This window comes from Blastococcus sp. TML/C7B (genome assembly GCF_016612845.1).
In the GTDB taxonomy this organism is placed as follows: domain Bacteria; phylum Actinomycetota; class Actinomycetes; order Mycobacteriales; family Geodermatophilaceae; genus Blastococcus.
The window spans coordinates 998,568-1,024,076 of sequence record NZ_JAEOAA010000001.1; the positions used below are offsets into that span (position 1 = coordinate 998,568).

Sequence of the window (25,509 nt, forward strand, 5' to 3'; positions counted from 1 at the left end):
GGTGACCGCCGCGGCCCTCGGCGCGGCCCTCGCGGCCGGAGCGCTGCTCGTCGGCGACGCCCCCGGCCGGCTGCTGCTGCTCCTCGCCGCGACCCTGCTCCTGGCGCTCGCCGTCCGCGACCTGCTGCAGCGCCCGCGGCTGGCGGCGGGGCCCGACGGCGTGGCCGTGCGACGGCTCTCCGGCCGCCTGCACCTGCCGTGGGGCCGGCTGCGCGTGCGGGTGCGGGAGACGCGCCGCCTGGGGCTGCGGACGGTCACCCTCGAGCTGGACACCGCCTCGGGCCCGGACGACGACGGCGTCCTCGTCGTGCTGGGCCGGCGCGACCTGGGCGCCGACCCGGCCGCGGTCGCCGCGCGGCTGCACGAGCTGGACCCCAGCCGCTAGAAGTTCAGCACCGTCAGGGTCGGCACGGTCAGCGACACCACGAGCAGCACCGCCGCGAGCAGCGCCACCCCGGGGTATCTGCAGCTGGGGCCGCCGGCGCAGCACCCAGAGGATCCCGCCGGCGAGCGCGCCGGCGACCAGCCCGCCCAGGTGCCCGAGCAGGGAGATGCCGGGCAGGAAGCTGATGAACACGTTGATGGCCAGGAGGGTGAGCAGGCCGCGGACGTCCTGCCGGCCGGCCAGCATGAGCACGCCGAGCGCGCCCAGCAGGCCGTAGATGGCGGCCGAGGCACCGGCGACGACGACCCGCGGGTCACCCAGCAGCTGGATGGCGACCGCCCCGCCGAGCGCGGAGGCGACGTAGAGGGCGAGGTAGCGGGCCCGGCCGATCTGCCGTTCCAGCTCGGAGCCGAAGACGAGCAGCGCGAGCATGTTCACGGCCAGGTGCACCGGTCCGATGTGCAGGAAGGCTGCGGTGATCACCCGCCACCACTCGTCCAGGTAGTGGACGCCGGCCGGCCACTGCGCGAGGTCGACGAAGACCGGGGAGCGCTGGTTGTCCGCGGGCGAGTTGCCGACGGAGGCGGCCGACACCGCGGTCACGACGAACATCGCCACGTTGACGGCGATGAGCGCGAGGGTGACGACACCCCAGCGGCGACCGGCGGCGCGCAGGCCACCGCTGCGCGCGGTGCGGACCGAGGCGTTGCCGGCGGCCACGCACTCGGGGCACTGGAAGCCGACCGAGGCCGGGATCATGCACTCCGGGCAGATGGGCCGGCTGCACCGCGTGCAGGCGATGCCGGTGGGCCGGTCCGGGTGCCGGTAGCAGGTGGCGGGCGGGGGCACCGGCCGGTCGAGCCGGCCGGCACCCCCGTCGTCCGGGGTGGTGGTCAGCTGCGCTGCACCTCGACGGACTGGATCACCACGTCCTCGAGGGGCTTGTCGCCCCGGGCGGTCGGCACGGCGGCGATCTTCTCGACGACGTCGCGGCTGGCCTGGTCGGCCACCTCGCCGAAGATCGTGTGCTTGCGGTTCAGGTGCGGGGTCGGGCCGACGGTGATGAAGAACTGCGAACCGTTGGTGCCGGGACCCGCGTTGGCCATGGCCAGCAGGTAGGGGCGGTCGAAGGAGAGCTCGGGGTGGAACTCGTCGCCGAACTGGTAGCCGGGGCCACCGAAGCCCTGACCGAGCGGGTCGCCGCCCTGGATCATGAAGCCGGAGATGACGCGGTGGAAGATCGTGCCGTCGTAGAGCTTGTCGGTGGTCTTCTGCCGGGTCTCGGGGTGCGTCCACTCGCGGGCGCCCTCGGCGAGGTCGGCGAAGTTCGCCACCGTCTTCGGGGCGTGGTCGGGGAACAGGTCCACGGTGATGTCGCCGTGGTTGGTGTGCAGGACCGCGCGGCGGGCGGGAGTCGATTCAGTCACCCCTCCACTCTCCCACCGCGCGGCCCGGCGCGGCCTCCCGGGCCGGGAACCGTCACATCGTGAGGACCATGGCGACGTCGAGGTTGCGGAAACCCGTCTCGCCCTCGGTGACCTCCTGCATCTGCTTGGCGAAGTCGGAGGTCACCGGGTGCTCGGAGTTCCGCATCGCCGCGGCGTGGTCCGGGAAGGCGACCACCTCGACGTAGGTGTCGGGGCGGTCGCGGTCGGCGGCGACGATGCCCCAGCGGGCGGTCGTCTCCCCGCCCATGCGCTCCCGCCACAGCTCGACGAGGTTCCGGAAGCCCCCGAGGTCACGGGCGTGGAACTCGACGAACTGGAGGAAGGCGCCGTCGTCGACGGTCAGGGCGTTATCCGGCCGCATGGCCTCCCGCAGGTCGCGGCGCAGCTCGTCGCCGTCGGTGTGCCCGTGGGTGGCGACGGCGTGCGCGGCGGCGAGCTCCAGGAGCTCGTCCTCCTCGGCGCTGATCGTCACCGTGCAGTCGGTGTCGCTGGGAATCGACCGGCAGTCGATCGTCTTGCGTGCCACAGCTCCTCCTCGGTGCCGGGCCGGCCCACGGCGCGCGGGCCGGGTGCCGCTCACCGTGGCGCGAGCAGAGGCCAGACGACAGGGGCCGAGGGCCCGGCGGCTACCACGTGAAACGTGCCCACCAGGGGCGCGGGAGGCGGATCAGAGGGTGGAGACGAGGGGAATCGAACCCCTAACCCCCGCCTTGCAAAGGCGGTGCTCTGCCAATTGAGCTACGTCCCCGGCGGGGCCGGAGCCCCGGGGTTGATCAGCGTGCGGTGGGGGTGCTGACGGCCTGGGGGCCGCTGGTGGCCTCGCGCCAGAGGTCGGCCTCGACCTTGCCGCTCGACCGCTTGCGGAGGGCGGCGACGGCACCGACGGCCGCCGCGACCAGCGCCAGCTTCTTCAGCACGCGACGACCTCCTCGGGCGCGGGAGCGCCGACTCGATGCGGGCCCTGCGGCGCCCGAGGACGCCGGCACACGGGTGGGCCTGGGAGGACTTGAACCTCCGGCCTCATCCTTATCAGGGATGCGCTCTAACCGCCTGAGCTACAGGCCCGTGAACCTCCGAAAGCGTACCTGGCCCGGATCGAGGCCCCGACGCGGGGTCTAGTCGCGCTCGGAGAGGGTCAGCTCCAGGCCGCCGACGAGGTCGGAGCACATGTTGTAGATGAACGTCCCGACGGTGCACAGCGCGGTGAGCAGCACGACGTTGATCGCGCCGATGACGGCCGCCCCACCGAAGACGACGCCGGGGGTGAGCACCTCGCTGCTGCCCTCGGACCCGCTGTCGGTGCCGAGCTGGCCGAAGAGCTCGTTGAGGGTGTCGAACACCCCGAGGGCGTTGAGGACGCCGTAGAGCACGCCGACGGCGACCATCCAGATGAAGAACAGCGCAATCGACAGGACCAGCGAGATCTTCAGCGCCGACCAGGTGTCGATGTGACGCAGCTGGAGCCGGGCCCGGCGGGGGCCGCGGGCGGTGGTCCGCCCGGTCTTGCCCTTCGCGGGGCCGGTCGTGGAGGTGCCCGTCGCGCCGGGCGCGCCGGCACCGGCGGGCTGCACCGGGGGGACGCCGGGGGCGCGCTGCGCGCCGGTGGCCGGGCCGGTCGGTGCGCCGGCGGGGGGCACCGGGGGTGCGGCCGGAGCCGAGGCCGCCGGAGCCGAGGGCGCCGAGGGCGCCGAGGAGCTGCTACCCCTCGCCGGGCCGGCCGGTGAGGACGCGGTGCGGGCTCCGGCGGCCCGCGCGGCCTGCTGCGTCCCCGTCGTCGGGATGGCCTGCGTCCCGGTGGTCGGGACGGCCTGGGTGCCCGCGCCGGCGGCGGGCTGAGCGCCGGTCGCCGGCTGGGCCACCTGGGCGCCGGTGGCCGGCTGGGCGACCTGGGTGCCGGTGGCCGGCTGGGCGGCAGCGGCGCTGCCGGACTGCTTCCCGGCGCCGGGGATCGCGTGCGTCCCGGTGTCGGTGGGTGCCGGCGCCGAGCCGTCGACCGGGGTCTCGGCCGCCGACCCGCCGGCCGTCTCGCCGCTGCGGGATCCGGTGCGCACCGAACCGTCGGGTCGGTCGCTCATGCCAGTCTCCCCATCGCCTGCGGCACGGACCGCTCCCTCGCGACCGGCTCCCGGGCGACGCTCGCGCGCGCCCGGGACCCGATCAGTTCAACGCCTGAGGTCACCCTAGGCCGACGGCTCGTCGTTGTCCGTCGTACGGGCGATTGCCACGATGGACACGTCCTCCGGCAAGTTCATGAGCTTGACGCCCATGGTGGCGCGGTCCTTGTTGTGCCGCACCCCGTTGACCGGCGTCCGGATGACGCCGCCCCCGGAGGTGATGGCGTACAGCTCGTCCCCGAGGGTGACCGCGAGCGCACCGACGAGCGCGCCCTTGCGGGCCTTCGGGTCGGCGGTGAGCACGCCCTTCCCGCCGCGGCCCTGGTTCGGGTAGTTCTCGATGCCGGTGCGCTTGGCGAAGCCGCGCTCGGTGGCGACGAGGACGTCGACACCCTCCTGGACGACCATCATCGACAGCAGCCGGTCGTCCTCGGCCAGCGAGATGCCGCGCACGCCCTCGGTGGCACGCCCCATCGGCCGCAGCGCGGTGTCGTCGGCGGTGAACCGGATCGACATCGCCTTGCGGGTCACCAGCAGCAGGTCGGACTCGCTGTCGATCAGCGCGGCGCCGACCAGCTCGTCGCCGTCCCGCAGGTTGATGGCGATGACGCCGCCCTGGCGCGGGGAGTCGAAGTCGGTGAGCCGGGTCTTCTTCACCTGCCCGCGGGCCGTGGCCAGGACCAGGAACGGGGCGACCGTGTAGTCCTTGATCTGCATGACCTGGGCGATCTTCTCGTCCGGCTGGAACGCCAGGATGTTCGCCACGTGCTGGCCGCGGGCCGTGCGGTTGGCCTCGGGCAGCTCGTAGGCCTTCGACCGGTAGACCCGGCCCTTGTTCGTGAAGAACAGGATCCAGTCGTGGGTGGAGCCCACGAAGAAGTGGTCGACGATGTCGTCCTGCTTGAGCGCGGCCCCCATCACGCCCTTGCCGCCGCGGCGCTGCGAGCGGTAGAGGTCGCTCTTCGTCCGCTTGGCGTACCCGGTGCGGGTGATGGTGACGACGACCTCCTCCTCCGCGATGAGGTCCTCCATCGAGACGTCGCCCTCGTTCGCCACGAACTGGCTGCGGCGGTCGTCGCCGTACTTCGCGACGATCTCGGCCAGCTCGTCTCGGACGATCTGCCGCTGCCGCTCGGGGGAGTCGAGGATGGCCTGCAGGTCGGCGATGCGGGCCTCGATCTCGGCCAGCTCGTCCATGATCCGCTGGCGCTCCAGCGCGGCCAGGCGGCGCAGCTGCAGGTCCAGGATCGCGACGGCCTGGATCTCGTCGACGTCGAGCAGCTCCATCAGGCCGGAGCGCGCCTCCTCCGCCGACGGGCTGCGGCGGATGAGGGCGATGACCTCGTCGAGCAGGTCGAGGGCCTTGGCGTAACCGCGCAGGATGTGCGCGCGCTCCTCGGCCTTGCGCAGCCGGTACCGGGTGCGCCGCTGGATGACCTCGATCTGGTGGTTGACCCAGTTCCGCACCAGCTCGTCCAGCCGCAGCGTGCGCGGCACGCCATCGACGATGGAGAGCATGTTGCAGCCGAACGACGTCTGCAGCTGGGTGTGCTTGTAGAGGTTGTTGAGCACGACCTTGGCGACGGCGTCGCGGCGCAGGGTGATGACCAGCCGGCGGCCGACGCGGTCGGAGGACTCGTCGGCGATCTCGCTGATGCCCTGGAGCCGGCCCTCCTTCACCAGTTCGGCGATGTTCTCGGCCAGGTTGTCGGGGTTCACCTGGTAGGGCAGCTCGGTGACGACGAGCTGCACCCGGCCCCGGGAGTCCTCCTCCACGGTGACGACGGCGCGCATCTTCACCGAGCCGCGGCCGGTGCGGTAGGCGTCCTCGATGCCCTCGCGGCCCACGATCAGGCCGTAGGTCGGGAAGTCCGGGCCCTTGACCCGCTCCATGCAGGCGGTGAGCGCTTCCTCGGCCTCGGCGTCGGGGTGGTCGAGGATCCAGTAGGCGGCCTCGGCGACCTCGCGCAGGTTGTGCGGCGGCATGTTGGTCGCCATGCCGACGGCGATGCCGGCCGACCCGTTGATCAGCAGGTTCGGGATCCGGGCCGGGAGCACGACCGGCTCCTGGGTGCGCCCGTCGTAGTTGCCCTGGAAGTCGACGGTCTCCTCGTCGATGCCGGCGAGCATCTCCATGGCCAGCGGGGTCAGCCGGCACTCGGTGTACCGCATGGCGGCCGCCGGGTCGTTGCCCGGGGAGCCGAAGTTGCCCTGCCCGTCGATGAGCGGGTAGCGCATCGACCACGGCTGGGCGAGCCGGACGAGGGCGTCGTAGATCGCCGAGTCACCGTGGGGGTGGTAGTTGCCCATGACCTCGGCGACCGGGCGGGCGCACTTGACGTAGCCGCGGTCGGGCCGGAAGCCCTGGTCGTACATGGCGAACAGCACCCGCCGGTGCACCGGCTTCAGGCCGTCGCGCACCTCGGGCAGCGCGCGCCCGACGATGACCGACATCGCGTAGTCGATGTAGCTGCGCTGCATCTCCTGCTGGAGGTCGACCGCTTCGATGCGGTCGCGGGGAGGGGTCTCTGTCACGGTTCAGGTCTCCACAGGTGGGTGCACAGAGGTGGACAACGTCGCTGCTCGACGGGCGGTCCCCGCCAGGTGCGGGGACCGGCCGGTCACACGTCGAGGAAGCGGACGTCCTTGGCATTGCGGGTGATGAAGCTGCGGCGGGCCTCGACGTCCTCGCCCATGAGGATGCTGAAGATCTCGTCGGCGGCCGCGGCGTCCTCGAGGGTCACCTGGCGCAGGATCCGCGTCTCGGGGTTCATCGTGGTCTCCCAGAGCTCGCTGGCGTTCATCTCGCCGAGCCCCTTGAACCGCTGGATCATCTCGTCCTTGACCTTGCGGCCGCTCTCGGCGCCGGCCTTGACGACGGCGTCGCGCTCCTTGTCGCTGTAGGCGTACTCGTCGCCCACCTTGCCGCCCCACTTGATCTTGTACAGCGGGGGCTTGGCGAGGTAGACGTACTGCCCCTCGACCAGCGGGCGCATGAAGCGGAACAGCAGCGTCAGCAGCAGCGTGCTGATGTGCTGGCCGTCGACGTCGGCGTCGGCCATCAGCACGATCTTGTGGTAGCGCAGCTTGGTGATGTCGAACTCGTCGTGGATGCCGGTCCCGAAGGCGGTGATCATCGACTGGACCTCGGTGTTCTTGAGGACCCGGTCGATGCGCGCCTTCTCGACGTTGATGATCTTCCCGCGGATGGGCAGGATCGCCTGGTACATCGAGTCGCGGCCGGACTTGGCCGAGCCACCGGCCGAGTCGCCCTCGACGATGTAGACCTCGGAGTTGCTCGGGTCGGTGGAGCGGCAGTCGGCGAGCTTGCCGGGCAGGCCGCTGACCGAGAGCAGGCTCTTGCGGGCCAGCTTGCGGGCGTCCTGCGCGGCGCGGCGGGCGCGGGCGGCCGACGACGCCTTGTTGATGATCGTCTTGGCCTCGGTCGGGTTCGCCTCGAACCAGTGGCCGATCTGCTCGTTGCAGATCTTCTGCACGAAGCCCTTGACCTCGGTGGTTGCCCAGCTTGGTCTTGGTCTGGCCCTCGAACTGCGGGTCCCCGAGCTTGACCGAGATGATCGCGGCGAGGCCCTCGCGGATGTCCTCACCCGTGAGCTTCTCGTCCTTGCCCTTGAAGAGCTTCTTCTCCTCGGCGTACCGGTTGACGATCGAGGTGAGCGCCGTCCGGAAGCCCTCCTCGTGCGTGCCGCCCTCGTGGGTGTTGATCACGTTGGCGAAGGAGTAGACCGACTCCGAGTAGGCCTCCGACCACTGCATCGCGACGTCGACCGACATGGGCATGTCGTTCTTGCCGGTGCCCTCGGCGGCGAAGCTGATGACCGACTTGTGGATCGGCGACTTCTTGGCGTTGATGTGGCCGACGTAGTCGATCAGGCCGCCGTCGTAGCGGTAGGTGATCTCGGTGGGCTCGAAGGCCTCGACCTCGGCAGCCGGGTCGGGGGCGATCTCGGCGACCGAGACCTCGTCGGCCAGGCCGGTCTCGACCTTGCTGTGGCCCGGGCGCTCGTCGCGCAGGACGATCGTGATGCCCTTGTTGAGGAAGGCCATCTCCTGCAGCCGGCGGCTGATCGTGTCGAACGAGTAGGTCGTCGTCTCGAAGATGTCGCCGTCGGCCCAGAAGGTGACCGCCGAGCCGCGCTTCTTCGTGCTGCCGACCTGCTCCAGCGGACCGGGCTTGGCCATGTCGTAGCGCTGGAACCACTCGCCGCCGTCGCGCCAGACGTTCACCTCGAGCCGGGTGGACAGCGCGTTGACGACGGTGACGCCGACGCCGTGCAGACCGCCCGAGACGCCGTAGCTCTTGCCGTCGAACTTCCCGCCCGCGTGCAGGACGGTCATGATCACCTCGAGGGTGGGCCGCTTCTCGACCGGGTGCATGTCCACCGGGAAGCCACGGCCGTTGTCCTCGACCCGCACGCCGCCGTCGGCCAGCAGGGTCACCCGGACGGTGTCGCAGTAGCCGGCCAGCGCCTCGTCCACCGCGTTGTCGACGACCATCCCACACCATGTGGTGCAGGCCGCGCTCGCCGGTGGAACCGATGTACATGCCGGGGCGCTTCCGGACCGCCTCGAGACCCTCGAGGACGGTGATGGAGCTGCCGGAGTAGGCGTTCTCGGTCTGCGGTGCTGCGACCACGGGGGGCCTTCCTTTCGCGCAACCGGCACGCGTTCCCCCGGGTGCGGGTGGGGGGTGACGCGCAGAACGGCTCTGGCCCTCAGGGGCGCAGGACGACGCTGGGCCGGTTGCTGGCGGTTTCTGCTCCCGAGGATACCGGGTCCACCGACAGGAATGCCGCCGTCCACGCCCTCACGTCGTGTCTGCGGCCCTTCGGACCCGTCTCCCACCACAGATGCTGCCCCCGGTATCGACACGCCGTCCTCGGGGGCCTCACCCGGTCGGGCTCAGTTCTTGGGGCCCGCGGGGCGGTCGCCGCTGAGATTGCTCGGGTCGAAGGAGGCCCGCTCGGCCCCGGTCCGGCGGTTCACCAGGACGGTCACGAACCACAGGACGACGCCGATCGCCAGCAGGATCCCGGCGATCCGGTACTGCTCCGCGGGACGGCCGGCCCACGGCGTCGCGAGATACCCGCAGGCCAGCGCGCCGATGACCGGCAGCACCGTCGGCGTGCGGAAGTGGTCGGCGTCCACGGGGTCGCGGCGCAGCACCAGCACCGCGACGTTGACCACCGTGAAGACCAGCAGCAGGAGCAGCGCCGTGGTGCCGCCGAGCGCGGGGACCGCCCCCACGAAGGTGATCAGGCCGAAGGCCAGCGCGGTGGTGAACAGGATCGCCGTCGTCGGCGTCCGGCGGCGGGCGTGCACCCGGCCGAGCAGCGGCGGCAGCACCCGCTCCCGGCTCAGCCCGTAGACCAGCCGGCTGGCCATGAGCATGTTGATCAGCGCCGAGTTGGCGACGGCGAACATGGTGATGACGCCGAAGAGCCCGATCGGGAAGCCCGGCGCGCCGGCCTCGACCACCTGGAGCAGCGGGGTCTCGCCCTCGCTGAGCCGGTCCGGCGGCACGAGCGCGATCGCCGAGATCGACACCAGCACGTAGATGACGCCGGTCGCGACCAGCCCGCCGAGCAGCACCTTCGGGAAGATCCGCCGCGGCTCCTTGCACTCCTCGGCCATGTTCACCGAGTCCTCGAAGCCGACCATGGCGAAGAAGGCCAGGCCGGTCGCGGCGATGACGCCGCCGAGCACCGACCGCTCGCCGGTGTCGAACTCCGTCACCCGCGAGAAGTCGCCCTCCCCGCCGCCGAGGGCCCAGACGCCGACGCCGATGACGATCAGCAGGCCGGTGAGCTCCACGCAGGTGAGGACGACGTTGGCCTTGACGCTCTCGCCGACGCCCCGGTGGTTGACCAGCGCGACCAGACCCATGAAGCCCAGGCCGATGAGCGTGATCCCGAAGCCGTCACCGAGGTCGAGGTCGAACACGCTGGCGAAGTTGGCGCTGAAGGCCCGGGCCGCGGTCGAGGCCGAGGTGATGCCCGAGCTCATGACCGCGAAGGCGACCAGGAACGTCAGGAAGTGCACCCCGAACGCCTTGTGCGTGTACAGCGCGGCGCCGGCGGCCTGCGGGTACTTCGTCACCAGCTCCAGGTAGCTGAACGCGGTGACCAGGGCGACGAGGAAGGCCACCAGGAACGGCAGCCAGACCACCCCGCCCACCTCGGCGGCGACCTGCCCGGTGAGCGCGTAGATCCCGGTGCCCAGGACGTCGCCGATGATGAACAGCAGCAGCAGGCCCGGGCCCATCACGCGCTTGAGCGCGGGCTGGCCGTCGGTGGTGCGTTCGTCGGTGGCGGCGTCGGCCATCGGGCCCTCCTGGGACGTCGTGCTGCGCCGGCGGGCGCCGTCGAGCGCGTCGATCGTCCGCCCTGTCCGCCGGCTCCGCGATCCGGGGGATCACCCGATCGGAGCGGCCCCCCGACCCCGCGCCCGTTCCACGTGGAACACGGCGCCCGCGGCGTCCCGTCGTCCTCCCCCGGCGCCCGTCGTCCTCCCTCCCCGTAGCGCGTCCTCCCTCCCCGCGCACCGCGAGGGAGGACGCGCTGGGATCAGGTCACCTGATCCCAGCGGGGGGCGTCAGTAGCCGGCGGCGAGGGCGGTGACCAGCGCGGTGAGCAGCCGGGCGTGGTGCTCGATCAGCTCGGGGCGGTGGCCGTCGGGGCGGATCGCGGCGAGGTGGCCCGCCGCCGTCCAGAACTCGTCGCCGTCGTCGGTGCCCAGGAGCAGCCCGTGGACCGCCGGGTCCGCGGCGAGCCGGCGCACCTGCGGGCCGTCCTCGGCGGCGAGCAGGGTCCAGCGGCGGTCGAAGTCGGGGTTCTCGATGGGGATCTGCACCATCCCGCCGACGCGGTGCTTCCACAGCCGCGCCGGGGAGAGCCGCAGCGCCTGCGGTGCGCCGAGCAGCGGCGCGGCGGTGATCGCGTACTCCGGCACCAGGTGCCGGCCGGAGGCGTAGACGGCGTCGAACGCGACCAGCTCCAGCGATCCCGCGCGCCCGCGCAGCACGCTGCCCGGGCGGTGGTCCTTGGTCAGCCGGACCGGCGCGGAGGTGATCAGCTCCTGGAGGGCGGCGTCCTCGGGAGCGCTGCCGTCGGAGATCGTCCAGCCGCGCTGCAGCGCCCAGCCCTGCGCGCCGACGACGTCGCCCTGGTAGGTGAACGCCCGCTCCATCTCCGGATCGCTGCGCCGGCGGCCGCCGAACAGGCCGCGCCTCGGGGGCTCCGGCTGCGCGGGGGCCTGCTGCGGCGGCGCCCACGAGGGGTCGACGCCGGCCGCGCCGCGCGCCGGGTCGGGTGCGGGCCGGTCGGGCTCGGCCGCGGGCAGGTCCCACCCGGCGGGCTGCCAGGTCGCGGGGTCGACGGGCGCCTCGTCGCGCGGCTGCCGGCGGCGGTCGGCGAAGTTCGGCTCGTCCGCGGCGGGCTCGTCCGGGGCGGGCGACGGCCGGTCCTGCGCGGGGTCCTCTCCGCCGAGGTGGGCCGGCTCCTGCCAGTGGCGGCCGGTGTCGTCGTCGAACCCGTCGCGGTCCCGGGGCGTGCTCATCGCTGACCTTCCGTCGTGGTGCGGCTATCCGTACGTGTCGCGGGGCCCCCGGCCGCGCACGGAGCGCGGGCCCTTCTTCCAGCTGGGGGCCGTCGGTCCGACAACGCGCAACCGGGTCACGACGTCCCCGCCGACCCCGGCGCGCAGCTTGCCGAGGATGGTCGGGGCGAGCAGCCGCAGCTGGGTGGCCCAGGCGGTGGACTCCGCCACGATCAGCAGCTCGCCCTCCGTCAGCGTCTGCGGCGCGCAGTGGGCGGCGATCTCCGGGCCGACCAGCGCCTCCCACCGGCCGAAGACGGCGCCGGTGCGCGTGCGCTCGGACCAGTCCTGCTGGCTGACCAGCGAGTCGACCAGCCGGCCCAGCGGCTGCGGGTCGTCGGCACCGGGACCGGGGCCGCTCCAGCTGCGCCGCGGCCCGGCGATCCGCCGCCGGGTCGGCCGCGGGCGGGAGGCGGACGCCGCGCGGGCCGCCTCGAGCGCGGCGCGGGCGATGTCGCTCGGCCGGGCCGGCTTCTCGTCGCTCATGGCTCGACTCCGCGCTCGTTCCGCTCCTCGCTCGCCGGCGCTCGCTGCGATGCTCGCTCGCCCGTCGTCCTCGCGTCGCTCATGACGCCACCTCCCCGGGGTCGAGCACGCGCACGGTACCGGCGCCGACCTCCACCCGGCCGCCGCGCAGCTCCGGCGGGACGTCCTCCAGCACCGCGGCGGTGATCAGCGTCTGCTCCGCGGAGCGGGCCACCTCGGCCAGGGCGGCGCGGCGCTCGGCGTCGAGGGTGGCGAAGACGTCGTCGAGGATCAGGATCGGGTCCTCGCCGTCGGCGCGCAGCAGCGCGAAGGTGGCCAGCTTGAGCCCGAGCGCCAGCGACCAGGACTCCCCGTGGCTGGCGAACCCCTTCGCCGGTGCCGGCCCCAGGTGGATGACCAGGTCGTCGCGGTGCGGGCCGACCAGCGTCATGCCGCGGTCCAGCTCGTCGCCGCGGCGCTCGGCCACCCGCTCGCGCATCGACGCGGTCAGCTCGGCCGCCGTGGGCAGCACGCCGTCCGGTCGCATCGCCGCACCGTCACCGGCCAGCGGGGTCGTCGACGAGTAGCCCAGGCCCGCGGCCAGCGCGCCGTCCCCGGCGACCTCCGCGTAGGCGCGGGCGAGCTGCGGGGCGAGGTCGGCGATCAGCCCGAGGCGGGCGGCCAGCAGCTGGCCGCCGAGGTCGGTGAGGTGGCCGTCCCACACGTCGAGGGTCTCGATCGCCTTGCCGCGGGGCAGCCGCGCGGTCTTGAGCAGCGCGTTGCGCTGCTTGAGCACCCGGTCGTAGTCGGCGCGCACCCCGGCCAGCCGCGGCGTGCGGCTGACCAGCAGCTCGTCGAGGAACCGGCGCCGCTCGGTCGGGTCGCCGCGGACCAGCGCGAGGTCCTCGGGGGCGAAGAGCACGGTGCGCACCATGCCGAGGAGGTCCCGCGGGCGCTGCATGGGCGCCCGGTTCACCCGCACCCGGTTGGCCCGGCCCGGGTTGATCTCGATCTCGACCAGCAGCTCGCGGTCCCCGCGGCGCAGCGCGGCGCGCACCACCGCCTGGCCGGCGCCGTGCCGCACCAGCGGGGCGTCGGACGAGACCCGGTGGCTGCTCATCGTCGCCAGGTAGCCCACGGCCTCGACCAGGTTGGTCTTGCCCTCGCCGTTGCGGCCGACGAACACCGTCGGCCCCGGGGCCAGCGGCAGGTCGACGGCGTCCCAGCTGCGGAAGGAACCGAGTTGCAGGTGGCGGACGTACACCTCGGCCCTTCGGCTCGCGGGGGTGGTCGGACGGGGGACGTGCGGGGGGGTCAGGCGGGGCGCTCGGCCTCGGCCTGCTGCACCGCGCGGACGGCGTGGCCGCCGAACTGGTTGCGCAGCGCCGCGACCGCCTTCATCGTCGGCGAGTCCTCCTGGCGGGAGGAGAAACGGGCGAACAGCGACGCCGCGATCGTCGGCATCGGGACGGCGTTCTCGATCGCCTGCTCCACCGTCCAGCGGCCCTCGCCGGAGTCCTCGGCGTAGCCGCGCACCCGCTCGAGCGAGGGGTCCTCCTCCAGGGCGCGCACCAGGAGGTCCAGCAGCCAGGAGCGGATGACGGTGCCCTGCGTCCAGGACTTGATGACGCCGGGCACGTCCTCGATGAGGTCGACGGCCTCGAGCAGCTCGTAGCCCTCGCCGTAGGCCTGCATCAGCGCGTACTCGATGCCGTTGTGGACCATCTTGCTGAAGTGGCCCGCACCGACCGGGCCGGCGTGCACGAAGCCGGCGTCGCCGGGCACCTCCTGACCGGACTCGTCGGTGGGCGCCGGCGGCTTGAGCGCGTCGAAGACCGGCTGGACCTTGGCGACGTCCTCGGCGGTGCCGCCGACCATCAGGGCGTAGCCGTTCTCCAGGCCCCACACGCCGCCGGAGACGCCGGCGTCGACGTAGCCGATGCCCTTGTCGCGGCACAGCACGTCGTGCACCTGGTCGTCGGTGTACTTGGAGTTGCCACCGTCGACGATGACGTCACCCGGCTCGAGCAGCTCGGCGAGCTCCTTGACGGTGGCCCGGGTGGGCTCCCCCGAGGGCACCATCACCCAGACCACGCGCGGGGCGGACAGCGCCTCCACCAGCGCCGGCAGGCTGTCGACGTCCCGCTTGCCCGGCGCGTGGTCGTACCCGACGACCTCGTGGCCGGCGCGGCGGATCCGCTCGGCCATGTTGCCACCCATCTTGCCCAGCCCGATCAGCCCCAGCTGCACGTCTGCTCCCTCGGTGACATGGCTCCGTGGCCTCGGTTGGAAGGCCCCGTCGCAGGGTCCCACGCCGAGCGGAGCGAGGCATGGGGGGCGACGGGGTCCTCCATCAGCCCGGCAGGCGCACCGGCATGATCAGGTACCGGTAGCTGCCCGGCCGCGGCGCGGGGGCGTCGTCGCCTTCGGCGGGCTCCTCGACGCCGGACAGGACGGCGGGCTTGAGCGGGCTGGTGAAGTCCATCCGCGCCCGCGGGGTGTGGACGGCGGCCAGCCCGTCGAGCAGGAACGTCGGGTTGAAGCCGATGGTCAGCGGCTCGCCGTCGAACTCGACGTCGCAGCGCTCCTCGGCCTGGCCCTCGTCGTCGGTGCCGCCGGCCCGCAGCGTGACCTGGCCCGGGGTGAACTCGCAGCGCAGCGGGGTGCCGCGCTCGGCGACCAGGGCCACGCGCTTGGCGGCGTCGGTGAACAGGCCGACCGGCAGCGTGGCGCTCGAGGCGGACTCGCTGGGCATGATCGCCCGGTACTTGACGAACTCGGCGTCGAGCAGCCGGGTCGTGGTCTGCCGGTCCTTGCCCGACAGGCCCAGGATCCCCTCGCCGGAGCTCCCCGAGGAGAGCGAGACGGTGATCTCCGGTCCGCTGGTCAGCGTCTTCGCGGCGTCGGCGAGCGTGCGGGCCGGCACGAGGACGGCGGCGGAGAGACCCGGGGTGTCCGGGCGCCAGGCGAACTCGCGGACCGCGAGCCGGTAGCGGTCGGTGGCCGCGAGGGTGATCTGGTCGCCCTCGATCTCCAGCCGGACGCCGGTGAGCATGGGCAGCGTGTCGTCCCGCCCGGCGGCCACGGCCACCTGGCCCACGGCCTCGGCGAAGACGTCGCTGTCGACGGTGCCGGCCGACGAGGGCATGGACGGCAGCGACGGGTAGTCCTCGACCGGCAGGGTCGGCAGGCTGAACCGGGCGTTGCCGCAGGTGATGGCCAGGCGCGGGCCGTCGGCGGTCACGTCCACCGGGTGCGGCGGCAGCGCGCGGGTGATCTCGGCGAGCAGCCGGCCGGGCACCAGGACCCGGCCGCTCTCGGTGGACTGGACGTCGGCCTCGGCGCGCGCGGACACCTCGTAGTCGAAGCCGGACACCGACAGCTGGTTGCCGTCGACCTCCAGCAGGATGCCGGCGAGGACGGGCACCGAGGGGCGCGGCGGCAGGCTGCGCGCCGTCCACGCGACGGTGTCGGCGAGCACCTCTCGTGCCACCCGGAACTTCATCTGTCCATCCACCCGATCTCTTCTGCGTCCACGGTGCGCCGGGCGGGGAGGGCAGGCCTCCGCGCCGGTGCGCTGCTCATGGTGCCTGCTGGGGTGCCCCGGGGGGAAACCCTGTCCCTCGATGAGTGCCCGTGCAGCTCTGCTCGTTCCTGCTGAGAGCTCCGCGGGGCCTGCCCGAGCGGAGCGTCCCCACCCTGAATGTGGTTCGAGAAATCCTGGTTGAAATACCTCATCCTCGTCATCACAGGTGTGGAAGCTGGGGATCCGACCCGTTTGCGCAGGTCACGGCCCGGATGGCCCTGTTGGCCCGATGTGGGCGGTGACCGTGCAGCTGTTGTCGACACGTGGACAAGACGACGCCCGTGCACAGCGACCGCTCCCCGTCCACCTGCACTCCCCTGGTTGCCCCCTGTCCGTCCCCATCCCCTGTGCATCGCGGTCGATGACGCCTCCCGAGGGGCCGGCGAGCGCCTGCGACCGGGTCCGGTGCCGCTCTCGTGCTCGCGCGGCCCGCTGCGCCCGGCTGAGGGGATACGTGCAGGTCAGCGACGTGCCAGCAGGTGCGGGTGGGTCGCCGTCCGTTCCGGGCCGGCGTGGTCCGGTCGACATGGCGGACCGGCATCGGGACGGATCTCCCCAGCCTGTGCACATGTCTGGGGACAACTTCTCGACGTGTCGACGCGATCGCCGGTGACCGACCGCCGTCCGTCGCTCCGTACCTGGGATTTCTCCGTCCACCGGGATCCGCACAACTGTGGACAGCGACTTGTCGACCCCGAGCGACGAGGGGGCCCGGAGGGTCCCCGAGGAGCGAAGGACCGCGCGGCAGAGAACCCGACCCCACGACGCAACTCGCGGTCCGGAACGCACGCCGCCCCGCGAGGCGGCCTCGCCGAGGCGGGCCCGGAGGGTCCCCGAGGAACCGCAGAGCAGGGCTCATCGGCACAGGGGAACGGCACGTGGCCGCGGTGCGGTCCGGAGGACCGCGATCGTCAGGGCCGCGGTGCGGTCCGGAGGACCGCAGACATCACTGCCGGGCGCGGCTCTTGATCCGCGCGGTCAGCTCGGTGACCTGGGTGTAGGTGGCCCGCCGCTCGCTCATCAGGTTGGTGATCTTCTTGACGGCGTGCATGACGGTGGTGTGGTCCTTGCCGCCGAAGGAGGCACCGATGCGCGGGAGGGAGAGCTCGGTCAGCTCGCGGCACAGGTACATGGCGATCTGACGGGCGTTGACCAGCGTGCGGCTGCGGTTGGAGCCCTGCAGCTCCTCCATCGTCACGGAGAAGTACTCGGCGGTGGCGGCCATGATGATCGCCGCGGTGATCTGCGGGCCCTGCTCGTCGCTGATCAGGTCCTTGAGGACGAGCTCGGCCAGGGGCAGGTCGACCTGCTGCTTGTTGAGAGAGGCGAACGCGGTGACGCGGATGAGGGCGCCCTCGAGTTCGCGGATGTTGGTCTGCACCTTGCTGGCGATGAACTCGAGCACGGCGTCGGGCACCTGGAGCCGCTCGCCCCACGCCTTCTTGCGCAGGATGGCGATGCGGGTCTCGAGGTCGGGCGCCTGGACGTCGGTGATCAGGCCCCACTCGAACCGGGTGCGCAGCCGGTCCTCCAGCGTCGTCAGCTTCTTCGGCGCGCGGTCGGAGGTGATGACGATCTGCTTGCTGGCGTTGTGCAGCGTGTTGAAGGTGTGGAAGAACTCCTCCTGCGTGCGCTCGGCGCGCTCGAGGAACTGGATGTCGTCGATCAGCAGGAAGTCGATGTCCCGGTAGCGCCGGCGGAAGTCCTCGGCCCGGCCGGAGTGCACCAGGTTGATGAACTCGTTGGTGAACTCCTCGGTGCTGACGTACCGCACCTTGACGTTGGGGAACATCCGCGCGGCGTAGTGGCCGATCGCGTGCAGCAGGTGGGTCTTGCCCAGCCCGGACTCCCCGTAGATGAACAGCGGGTTGTAGGCGCGGGCGGGGGCCTCGGCGACGGCGACCGCCGCGGCGTGGGCGAAGCGGTTGCTGTTGCCGATGACGAAGCTGTCGAAGACGTACTTGGGGTTCATGCCCGGGTCCAGGCCGGCGGGCCGGCTGGTCTCCGGGCGCCGGCCGCGGCCGGATGCCGAGCGACCGCCGCGCTGGTCGCCGTCGGCGGAGGCGAACGGGAGGACGTCGGCGGACTCGCCACCCCGGTCGTGGGTGCTCGAGCCGGGGTCGGTCGGCCCCCAGGGGGTGGTGCTCCAGTCCTCGGGTGCGCCGCGGTCGACCGGCGGGCGGCCCCCGTCGAGCGGGCGCAGCTCGCGCACCTCGGGGGCCCGGCCGGCGGTCTCCTCGGAGGAGTCGCGGTCCCAGGGGGCGGTGCCGACGACGTCGGTGCGGACGCCGAACGCGCTTCGCCCGTCGTCGGCGCGGTCGCGGGTGGCCTGGTCCTCGGCGGCGCGACGGGCCTCGAGCTCGGCGGCGGACCACGGACGGCGGGTCGGCTCGGGGTCGTCCTGCTCGTCGGCCTGCGGCGGCGCGTCCTCGAGCTGGATGGCGACGCGGATGTCGCGGCCGAACTGCTCGGACAGCGCCTCGGCGAGCACCCGGCGCATGCGCGACTCGAGCACGGTCTGGGTGAACTCGTTCGGTGCGGCGAGCACCGCGGTGTCCTCGACCAGCCCCAGCGGGCGGGTGAGGTTCAGCATGGCGTTCTGCTGCGGGGAGAGGCTGGTGGCCAGCCGCTCCCGGATCTGGTCCCAGACCGTCGCCAGGTCCAGCGTGGCGTCCGCCATGCCGTCGTCCTCCCCATGGTGTCGACCCCGGTGGCCCGAGCCCCTCGCTGCCACTCCCGTCAGCGTGCCGCCTGCCGGGTGTGGATGGTGCGTTCCCCGGCGGGCAGTGCGGACGCTCGTGTTCCACACGAGTGTCCACAGGCTGTGCACGAGCGGGGGCACCGGCTCCGGGGCCGGTGAGGGCCCCGGCAACCGACCAGCGTTTCCGCTGGTCAACGCCCCGTCGTCGGAGCTACGGGCGCAGAGGGGGCTGGGATGACCTTCGGGTCGGCCCGCGCGCCGTGACCCTGTCGTCCGGTGCGGGGCGACGGCGACGCTAACAGCCCCGTCCACAGCCCGGCAACGACGCGGTCGCCGCTCCGGGCGCGTCGCGACGGCGCGTCGTTCCCCCGCCGGGGCATCATGGGCGGTCCGGATCGCTCCCGGCCACCGTCGGGCGGGATTCCTCGGTTATGCTGTCCGGAGTCCGTGACGGCTCCTGCTGCCATGCCCGCCCTCGCGCGCGGCTGGTGGGCGGTGGGCCCGTTCCGGAAGACCAGCTTCCGGGGTCCGGAGCGGTGCGGCTCTCGCCGTCCCGCCCGCCCCCTGCGCGTCCGCCCACCGGTGGCGCGCACCGCCGAACGTGATTGTGGGAGTACCTCGTGAGCAAGCGCACCTTCCAGCCGAACAACCGTCGCCGGTCCAAGACCCACGGCTTCCGGCTGCGGATGCGCACCCGCGCCGGCCGGGCGATCCTCGCCGGCCGCCGGCGCAAGGGTCGCGAGAAGCTCTCCGCCTGACGTGCTGCCCGCGCAGGCACGCCTGCGCCGGCGCCCGGAGTTCACCGCGGTCGTCCGGTCCGGTCGACGTGCCGGGCGGCCGACCATGGTGCTCCACCTCCTCCCCGAGCGGCCCACCGCGGCCGCTCCCCCGTCGCCGTCCCGACCCGTGCACCCCGCCGGTGCACGGGCCGGTTTCGTCGTGGGCAAGTCGGTGGGCAACTCCGTGGTGCGCCACCGCGTGACCCGCCAGCTGCGGGCCGTCGTCCGCGCCGAGCTCGACCGGCTGCCCGCCTCGGCCGACCTCGTCGTCCGGGCCCGCCCGGAGGCCGCGACCGCCGGCTCCGCGGTGCTGCAGCGCGACCTCCGCAGCGGACTGGACCGGCTCCTCGGCCGCCGGGACGGCCGGTGAGCGGCCGCGCGCCGGTGCGCCGCGCCCTGCTGGCCGCGATCGGCTTCTACTCGCGGGCGATCAGCCCCGCCCTGCCGCCGCGCTGCCGCTTCTACCCGACGTGCAGCGCATACGCCGCCGAGGCGGTCGAGCGCCACGGCGCCGCCCGCGGGAGCTGGCTGGCGCTGCGCCGGGTCCTCAAGTGCGCCCCCTGGCATCCCGGCGGCGTGGACCCGGTGCCGACCGCCCCCGGAACCAGCGAGCCCGCCCGGGCGTCGAGCACTGCGGTGCCCGCGTCGGCGGGAGCCGCCCCCGACCGTGCCACCCCGCCGGCCCTGTGCCGGGCGAACGAGGAGATCTCCGTTGCTTGACTGGCTGTACACCGCCATCTCCTGGGTGATGGCCCGGTGGCACGACCTGCTCTCCACCTTCCTGGACCCCGCGGGCGGCCTCACCTGGGCGCTGTCGATCATGCTGCTGGTCGTCACCGTCCGGCTGCTGCTGTTCCCGCTGTTCGTCAAGCAGGTGAAGTCGCAGCGGGCGATGCAGGAGCTGCAGCCGGAGATCGCGAAGCTGCGCAAGCAGTACGGCAGTGACCGCCAGGGCATGAGCCAGGCGATCATGGCGCTGCAGAAGGAGCGCGGGGTCAACCCGCTGGCCGGCTGCCTGCCGATCCTGCCGCAGATCCCGATCTTCATCGCGCTCTTCCACGTGCTGCGCCGGCTCGCGCCGGGCGCCGACGGCCTCTACAGCTGGTCGGACGAGCTCACCGACCAGGCGGCCAGCGCCGACCTGTTCGGGGCGCCGATCTCCGCGTCGTTCAACATGGACGGCGCCAAGGAGGCGGCCATCCTGGCGCTGCCCGGGGTCACCTACGGCAGCATCCGCACCGTCGCCCTGATCCTCATCCCGATCATGTGCATCACGACCTTCTTCACGCAGAAGCAGATCATGAAGCGCTCCGGCCCGGTCGAGGGCCAGGCCGCCACCGTGCAGAAGCTGCTGCTCTACGGCATGCCGCTGAGCCTCTTCGTCACCGGCTTCTTCTTCCCCATCGGCGTGCTCATCTACTGGGTCGTCAACAACTCCTGGACCTTCGGCCAGCAGTTCTTCATCCTGCGCAAGATGCCGCCGCCCGGATCCCCCGCCGCGAAGGCCAAGGCCGCCGCCGACAAGCCCGCCATCGACCCGAAGGCCCTCGCCCCGAAGCCGGGCGCCAAGCCGGTCCGCCCGAAGCAGGGCCGGCCCGCGACGATCGCCCCGGAGAGCACGGTCGACACCGGCGCCGCTGACGGCGACGGCGTCCCCGGCGCGAACGGCGCGACCGCGTCGGGTGCCGCCGACGGCCGCCCGGCCGGAGCGGCGGGCAACGGCCCGCGCGGCGGCGCCGGCCGCGCCGGCCAGGGCCCCGCGAACCGGGGCAAGCGCAAGCGCCGCTGACGGCGCACCCCGGACCGACGGTCCGGACACCGACCACCGGGCCCGCCCCGGATGCCCGAACCCACAGTGGAGGAACCTCCGTGAGTGCCCCGCAGCAGCCCACCACCGACAGCGCCCCCGCGCTCCCAGACGCGGACGCGGCCAGCGACGACGCGCTCGTCGGGCCCGTCGACGTCGAGACCGGCGGGGCGGGTGAGGCCCCCGGGTCCACCGCGCCGCGTGGGGAGGCCCTGCTCGTCCAGGAGGGCGACGTCGCCGGCGACTACCTCGAGCGGCTGCTCGACATCCTCGACGTGGACGGCGACATCGACCTCGACGTGGAGGGCGACCGCGCCTCGGTGGCGATCGTCGGCGGCCGGCTGAACGACCTGATCGGCCCGGACGGCGCCACCCTGGAGGCGCTCCAGGAGCTCACCCGGCTGGCCGTCGCCCAGTCGACCGGCGTCCGCAGCCGGCTGATGCTGGACGTCGGCGGGTTCCGCGCCAAGCGGCGCACCGACCTCACCGCTCTGGCGGGCGAGACGGCCCGCCGGGTCGCCACCAGCGGCCAGCCGGAGCGGCTGAGCCCGATGAACCCGTTCGAGCGCAAGGTCGTCCACGACGTCATCGCCGGGGTCGCCGGCGTGCACAGCGAGTCGGAGGGCGAGGAGCCCAACCGCCGCGTCGTGGTCCTGCCGGACGCGTGAGCGACCCCGCCGTCGGCACACCCGCTCCCCCACCCCCGCCCGGGGTGGCCGGGGAGGTCTTCGGGGACGCCCTGCCGGGGGCCCGTGCCTTCGTCGCGAAGCTCGCCTCCGACGGGGTCACCCGGGGCCTGATCGGGCCCCGGGAGGTGCCGCGGCTGTGGGAGCGGCACGTCCTGAACAGCGCGGCGGTCGCCGAGGCCGTCGCCGAGGGCGCCCGCGTCGTCGACGTGGGCAGCGGAGCCGGCCTGCCGGGCATCCCGCTCGGCCTGGCCCGCCCCGACGTGACGCTCACCCTGGTCGAGCCGATGGCGCGTCGGGTGGAGTTCCTGCAGGAGGCCGTCGCCGAGCTCGCCGAGCACCAGCGCTCACCCTGGCGGGTGCTCCGCGGCCGCGCGGAGGAGCGCTCGATCGCCCAGGCCGTGGGGCCGGTCGACGTCGTCACCGCCCGGGCGGTCGCCCCACTCCCCCGCCTCGTGGGGTGGTGCCGTGGACTGCTGCGCCCGGGCACACAGCTGGTCGCCCTCGTCGGCGCCCGGGCGCTCGAGGAGCTGCCCTCGCTCGTCCCCGAACTCGAAGCGGCGGGCATGCGCGACATCCACCCGCGGGCGGTCGGTGCGTCCCTGGGGTCGGCTGCCACTACCGTGGTGGTCATGACGCGTGGGGCGCGGTGACCGTCTCTCCCCCGAGAGGTCGGAGAGCGTTGCCACCGTCGTCCTGTTCCACGTGGAACAGGTGCAGTAACCCGACCCGTTCCACGTGAAACGCCACCAGGAAGGACTGCGATGACCGACCCGGGCGAGCGGCTGCGGAGCAGTCTCGCCGCAGACCAGTCCTCCTCCGGTTCCGCGACGGACTTCGACAGCCCCATCGCCATGGAGGCGCTCCGGGCGACGCGCGTCCTGCACGCCGCCGACCAGGACCCGTTCCCGGCGCCGTCGCGGATCCGCGTCATCACGATCGCCAACCAGAAGGGCGGCGTCGGCAAGACCACCTCGACGGTGAACCTGGGCGTCGCGCTCGCGCTGTACGGGCTGCGGACGCTGGTCATCGACCTGGACCCGCAGGGCAACGCGAGCACCGCCCTCGGCGTGGACCACACCGTCGGGACGCCGTCGATCTACGACGCCCTGGTCGGCGACAGCACGCTCACCGAGGTCGTGCACCCGACGACGGCCAGCCCGCACCTGCTCTGCGTGCCGGCCACGATCGACCTCGCGGGTGCCGAGATCGAACTCGTCTCCGTCGTCGCGCGCGAGCACCGGCTGAGGCGGGCGATCGAGGGCTACATCGCCGCGCTCCCCCCGGAGAAGCGCCCGCACTACGTCCTGATCGACTGCCCGCCGTCCCTGGGGCTGCTCACGCTGAACGCGCTCGTGGCCGGCGACGAGGTGCTCATCCCGATCCAGTGCGAGTACTACGCGCTCGAGGGCCTGGGCCAGCTGCTCAACAACATCGACCTGGTCCGGCAGCACCTGAACCCGGGCATCTCCGTGCGCACCATCCTGCTGACCATGTACGACGGGCGGACCAAGCTCGCCGATCAGGTGGCCGACGAGGTGCGCAACCACTTCGGCGACGTCGTGCTGGACGCCGTCATCCCGCGGAACGTGCGGGTGTCCGAGGCGCCGGGCTACGGGCAGTCCGTGCTGACCTACGACCCGGGCTCGCGCGGCTCGACGAGCTACGTCGAGGCGGCCCGCGAGCTGGCGCACCGCGGGTTGGACCTCCCCCCGGTTGACCGCTCGGGCACCCCCGCCGCGGCGACGGCGTTCGCCGTCGCCGATGCCCCCGCAGCAGGCACGCAGGACGGCCAGTGAGTGCGAACGTGAGCGAGGAGCAGCGATGAGCAAGCGCGGTGGACTGGGTCGCGGGCTGGCCGCCCTCATCCCGACGGGCCCGCCGCCGTCGGCGCCGGTCCCGGCGGTCGAGCCGCAGCCCACGGCGGCTCCCGCCGGCGAGCAGGGTGAGGCCGGCGAGGGGCACCCCGCCGAGCAGCGGCCCAGCTCGCCCGTCAGCCTCGTGCCGCCGCCGGCCGAGCCGGCTCCTGCCGCGACGCCCGCGCCCGCAGCTGTCGACGACGGGGCGCTCGGCGTCCCCGGCGCGCAGCTGCGCGAGGTCGCGGTGGAGGACGTCGTCCCCAACCCGAAGCAGCCGCGGCAGGTCTTCGACGACGAGGCGCTGGAGGAGCTCAGCCACAGCGTCAAGGAGTTCGGGCTGCTCCAGCCGATCGTCGTCCGCGAGAACCCCGCGACCGACGGTGCCGGTGTCACCTACGAGCTCATCATGGGCGAGCGCCGGCTCCGCGCCGCCCGCGCCGCCGGCCTGGAGAGCGTGCCGGCGATCGTCCGGGACACCACCGACGACGCCATGCTGCGGGACGCGCTGCTGGAGAACATCCACCGCGTCCAGCTCAACCCGCTCGAGGAGGCGGCCGCCTACCAGCAGCTGCTGGAGGAGTTCGGCGCCACCCACGAGGAGCTGGCCAGCAAGATCGGGCGCAGCCGCTCGCAGGTCACCAACACCATCCGGCTCATGAAGCTGCCGGTGAAGGTGCAGACCCGGGTCGCCGCCGGCGTCATCTCCGCCGGCCACGCCCGGGCGCTGCTCGGCCTGCCGGACGCCGACGCGCAGGACGCCCTCGCCACCCGCATCGTCGCCGAGGGCATGTCGGTGCGGGCCACCGAGGAGGCCGTCGCGATGGCCGCCGCGGAACGGCCCACCGCCAAGCGCCGGGCCCGCAACATCTCCGCCCCCGGGGTGGAGGAGCTGGGCTCGCGGCTCTCCGACCGGTTCGAGACGAAGGTCAAGATCCAGATCGGCCGGTCCAAGGGGAAGATCGTCGTCGAGTTCGGCTCGGTCGACGACCTCCAGCGGATCATCGGCGTGATGGCCACCGGAGATCACCGGGCGCCGTACGGAGCCCTGACCAGGCCTGTCATGGAGAACGCCCCCATAACGTCACAGACGTTATGGGGGCGTTGTCGTCGAGCGGGTGATCAGCGGGCGCGGCCCGCCCGCGCCGAGAGCAGCCGGGCGATGACGTCGCCGAGCTCGTAGCCGGCCGCCTCGACGGCCATCGGGAACATCGACGTCTCGGTCAGCCCCGGGGAGACGTTCACCTCGAGGAAGTGCACCTCGCCGTCCGGGGTGATGATCGCGTCGGTGCGGGACAGGTCGGCGAGCCCGAGGACCTCGTGCACCCGGACCGCCACCTCCGCGGCGCGCGCGGCGACGTCGTCGTCGAGTCGGGCGGGCGCGTGGTACTCGGTGAGGCCGGGGGTGTAGCGGGCGGTGTAGTCGAAGACGCCGGACTCCGGCTCGATCTCCACCGCGGGCAGCGCCTGCGGGCCGTCGCCGAGGTCGATGACGGCCAGCGCCACCTCCACGCCCTCGACGTAGCGCTCCACCATGACGGTGTCGCCGTAGGCGAAGCAGCTCACCATGGCCGCGGGCAGGTCCTCGACCCGGTTGATCCGCTGCACACCGAGCGCCGAGCCACCCGAGGCGGGCTTGACCATGAGCGGCAGGCCCAGGCGGGCGACCATCAGGTCGAGCACGGTGCCCGCGCCCAGCTCGCGGAAGGTGCTGTGCGGCAGCGCCACCCAGTCCGGGGTCGTGAGCCCGGCGGAACGGACGACGGACTTCGCGGCCGGCTTGTCCCACGCCAGCCGGCAGGCGGCGGCCGGCGAGCCGACGTAGGGCACCCCCGCGAGGTCGAGCACCGCGCGCAGGGCGCCGTCCTCACCGGTCGCGCCGTGCAGCGCGATGAACACCGCGTCCGCGGGCGCGGCGGCGAGACCCGGCAGCAGCTCGGCGTCGGCGTCCCGCAGCTCGGCGTCCAGACCGGCGCGGGTGAGCTCCTCGACCACCTGGGTGCCCGAGGAGAGCGACATCCTCGCGCTCGAAGGTCAGCCCACCGGCCAGGACGACGGCGCGCAA

General features: G+C 73.2%; 22 protein-coding genes, 2 tRNA genes and 2 pseudogenes. 9 read left to right on the forward strand and 17 right to left on the reverse strand.

Features of this window, described 5'->3' with window-relative positions; all coding sequences use genetic code 11:
• Positions 1-166 precede the first annotated feature (166 nt).
• Entirely contained in the window at positions 167-385 is a 219-nt protein-coding gene (locus JKP76_RS20345; protein WP_309232952.1) for a PH domain-containing protein, read from the forward strand.
• Between the two features lie 165 nt (positions 386-550).
• Here JKP76_RS20345 and JKP76_RS20350 read toward each other — a convergent pair.
• The 16 genes and pseudogenes from JKP76_RS20350 to dnaA all read right to left on the reverse strand — a co-directional run.
• Positions 551-1,144, reverse strand: a pseudogene (locus JKP76_RS20350) (rhomboid family intramembrane serine protease); the annotation flags it as partial.
• Positions 1,145-1,278: 134 nt separating this feature from the next.
• Complete coding sequence (locus JKP76_RS04840) at positions 1,279-1,812, reverse strand: peptidylprolyl isomerase (protein WP_200489782.1); 534 nt, start codon at positions 1,810-1,812, stop codon at positions 1,279-1,281.
• Between the two features lie 52 nt (positions 1,813-1,864).
• On the reverse strand, positions 1,865-2,359 hold the full coding sequence (locus JKP76_RS04845) for a DUF1059 domain-containing protein (RefSeq protein ID WP_200489783.1): 495 nt from the start codon (positions 2,357-2,359) through the stop codon (positions 1,865-1,867).
• A 149-nt stretch (positions 2,360-2,508) separates the two neighbouring features.
• Positions 2,509-2,581: transfer RNA gene (locus JKP76_RS04850), tRNA-Ala, on the reverse strand.
• Between the two features lie 25 nt (positions 2,582-2,606).
• Complete coding sequence (locus JKP76_RS04855; protein WP_200489784.1) at positions 2,607-2,750, reverse strand: DLW-39 family protein; 144 nt, start codon at positions 2,748-2,750, stop codon at positions 2,607-2,609.
• Positions 2,751-2,824: 74 nt separating this feature from the next.
• A tRNA-Ile gene (locus JKP76_RS04860) sits at positions 2,825-2,898 on the reverse strand.
• A gap of 50 nt (positions 2,899-2,948) precedes the next feature.
• Complete coding sequence (locus JKP76_RS20355) at positions 2,949-3,908, reverse strand: DUF3566 domain-containing protein (protein ID WP_242471186.1); 960 nt, start codon at positions 3,906-3,908, stop codon at positions 2,949-2,951.
• A gap of 105 nt (positions 3,909-4,013) precedes the next feature.
• Positions 4,014-6,482, reverse strand: coding sequence for a DNA gyrase subunit A (gyrA, locus tag JKP76_RS04870; RefSeq protein ID WP_200489785.1), 2,469 nt, complete (start codon positions 6,480-6,482; stop codon positions 4,014-4,016).
• An 86-nt stretch (positions 6,483-6,568) separates the two neighbouring features.
• Positions 6,569-8,604, reverse strand: a pseudogene (gene gyrB / locus JKP76_RS04875) (DNA topoisomerase (ATP-hydrolyzing) subunit B).
• Between the two features lie 266 nt (positions 8,605-8,870).
• Positions 8,871-10,292 (reverse strand): APC family permease, encoded by a 1,422-nt coding sequence (locus JKP76_RS04880; protein ID WP_200489786.1) that lies wholly within the window; start codon positions 10,290-10,292, stop codon positions 8,871-8,873.
• Between the two features lie 270 nt (positions 10,293-10,562).
• Positions 10,563-11,525: a hypothetical protein gene (locus JKP76_RS04885; protein ID WP_200489787.1), complete on the reverse strand. Its 963-nt coding sequence runs from the start codon at positions 11,523-11,525 to the stop codon at positions 10,563-10,565.
• A gap of 24 nt (positions 11,526-11,549) precedes the next feature.
• Positions 11,550-12,050, reverse strand: a complete 501-nt coding sequence (locus JKP76_RS04890) for a DciA family protein (RefSeq protein ID WP_200489788.1) — start codon at positions 12,048-12,050, stop codon at positions 11,550-11,552.
• A gap of 79 nt (positions 12,051-12,129) precedes the next feature.
• Positions 12,130-13,293: a DNA replication/repair protein RecF gene (recF, locus tag JKP76_RS04895; RefSeq protein WP_200489789.1), complete on the reverse strand. Its 1,164-nt coding sequence runs from the start codon at positions 13,291-13,293 to the stop codon at positions 12,130-12,132.
• Positions 13,294-13,343: 50 nt separating this feature from the next.
• Positions 13,344-14,342 carry a phosphogluconate dehydrogenase (NAD(+)-dependent, decarboxylating) gene (gene gnd / locus JKP76_RS04900; RefSeq protein ID WP_200489790.1) on the reverse strand — a complete coding sequence of 333 codons (999 nt, stop codon included), beginning with the start codon at positions 14,340-14,342 and terminating at the stop codon, positions 13,344-13,346.
• 40 nt (positions 14,343-14,382) lie between these two features.
• Complete coding sequence (gene dnaN / locus JKP76_RS04905) at positions 14,383-15,534, reverse strand: DNA polymerase III subunit beta (protein ID WP_200489791.1); 1,152 nt, start codon at positions 15,532-15,534, stop codon at positions 14,383-14,385.
• A 1,027-nt stretch (positions 15,535-16,561) separates the two neighbouring features.
• The gene (gene dnaA, locus JKP76_RS04910) at positions 16,562-18,295 is read right to left on the reverse strand and encodes a chromosomal replication initiator protein DnaA (protein ID WP_200489792.1); all 1,734 of its coding nucleotides are present in this window, start codon (positions 18,293-18,295) and stop codon (positions 16,562-16,564) included.
• A gap of 641 nt (positions 18,296-18,936) precedes the next feature.
• On the opposite strand from dnaA, the gene rpmH reads away from it, so the two are divergent.
• The 8 genes from rpmH to JKP76_RS04950 all read left to right on the forward strand — a co-directional run bounded on the left by rpmH (position 18,937) and on the right by JKP76_RS04950 (position 24,627).
• Positions 18,937-19,074, forward strand: a complete 138-nt coding sequence (gene rpmH, locus JKP76_RS04915; protein ID WP_040338882.1) for a 50S ribosomal protein L34 — start codon at positions 18,937-18,939, stop codon at positions 19,072-19,074.
• A gap of 1 nt (position 19,075) precedes the next feature.
• The gene (gene rnpA, locus JKP76_RS04920) at positions 19,076-19,465 is read left to right on the forward strand and encodes a ribonuclease P protein component (RefSeq protein WP_200489793.1); all 390 of its coding nucleotides are present in this window, start codon (positions 19,076-19,078) and stop codon (positions 19,463-19,465) included.
• The gene (yidD, locus tag JKP76_RS04925) at positions 19,462-19,815 is read left to right on the forward strand and encodes a membrane protein insertion efficiency factor YidD (protein WP_200489794.1); all 354 of its coding nucleotides are present in this window, start codon (positions 19,462-19,464) and stop codon (positions 19,813-19,815) included. The genes rnpA and yidD overlap by 4 nt, the downstream gene beginning before the upstream one ends.
• A complete protein-coding gene (gene yidC, locus JKP76_RS04930; RefSeq protein WP_200489795.1) occupies positions 19,808-20,884 on the forward strand; it encodes a membrane protein insertase YidC in 1,077 nt (358 codons plus the stop codon). Before yidD ends, yidC begins: the two co-directional genes overlap by 8 nt.
• An 80-nt stretch (positions 20,885-20,964) precedes the next feature.
• Positions 20,965-21,570, forward strand: a complete 606-nt coding sequence (locus JKP76_RS04935; RefSeq protein ID WP_200489796.1) for a protein jag — start codon at positions 20,965-20,967, stop codon at positions 21,568-21,570.
• Positions 21,567-22,241 carry a 16S rRNA (guanine(527)-N(7))-methyltransferase RsmG gene (rsmG, locus tag JKP76_RS04940; protein ID WP_200489797.1) on the forward strand — a complete coding sequence of 225 codons (675 nt, stop codon included), beginning with the start codon at positions 21,567-21,569 and terminating at the stop codon, positions 22,239-22,241. The genes JKP76_RS04935 and rsmG overlap by 4 nt, the downstream gene beginning before the upstream one ends.
• A 111-nt stretch (positions 22,242-22,352) precedes the next feature.
• Entirely contained in the window at positions 22,353-23,387 is a 1,035-nt protein-coding gene (locus tag JKP76_RS04945) for a ParA family protein (protein WP_242471187.1), read from the forward strand.
• Positions 23,388-23,412: 25 nt separating this feature from the next.
• Entirely contained in the window at positions 23,413-24,627 is a 1,215-nt protein-coding gene (locus JKP76_RS04950; RefSeq protein WP_242471188.1) for a ParB/RepB/Spo0J family partition protein, read from the forward strand.
• On the opposite strand, the gene JKP76_RS04955 is transcribed toward JKP76_RS04950, so the two are convergent.
• Complete coding sequence (locus tag JKP76_RS04955; protein WP_242471189.1) at positions 24,567-25,463, reverse strand: D-alanine--D-alanine ligase; 897 nt, start codon at positions 25,461-25,463, stop codon at positions 24,567-24,569. The genes JKP76_RS04950 and JKP76_RS04955 overlap by 61 nt on opposite strands.
• Positions 25,464-25,509 lie beyond the last annotated feature (46 nt).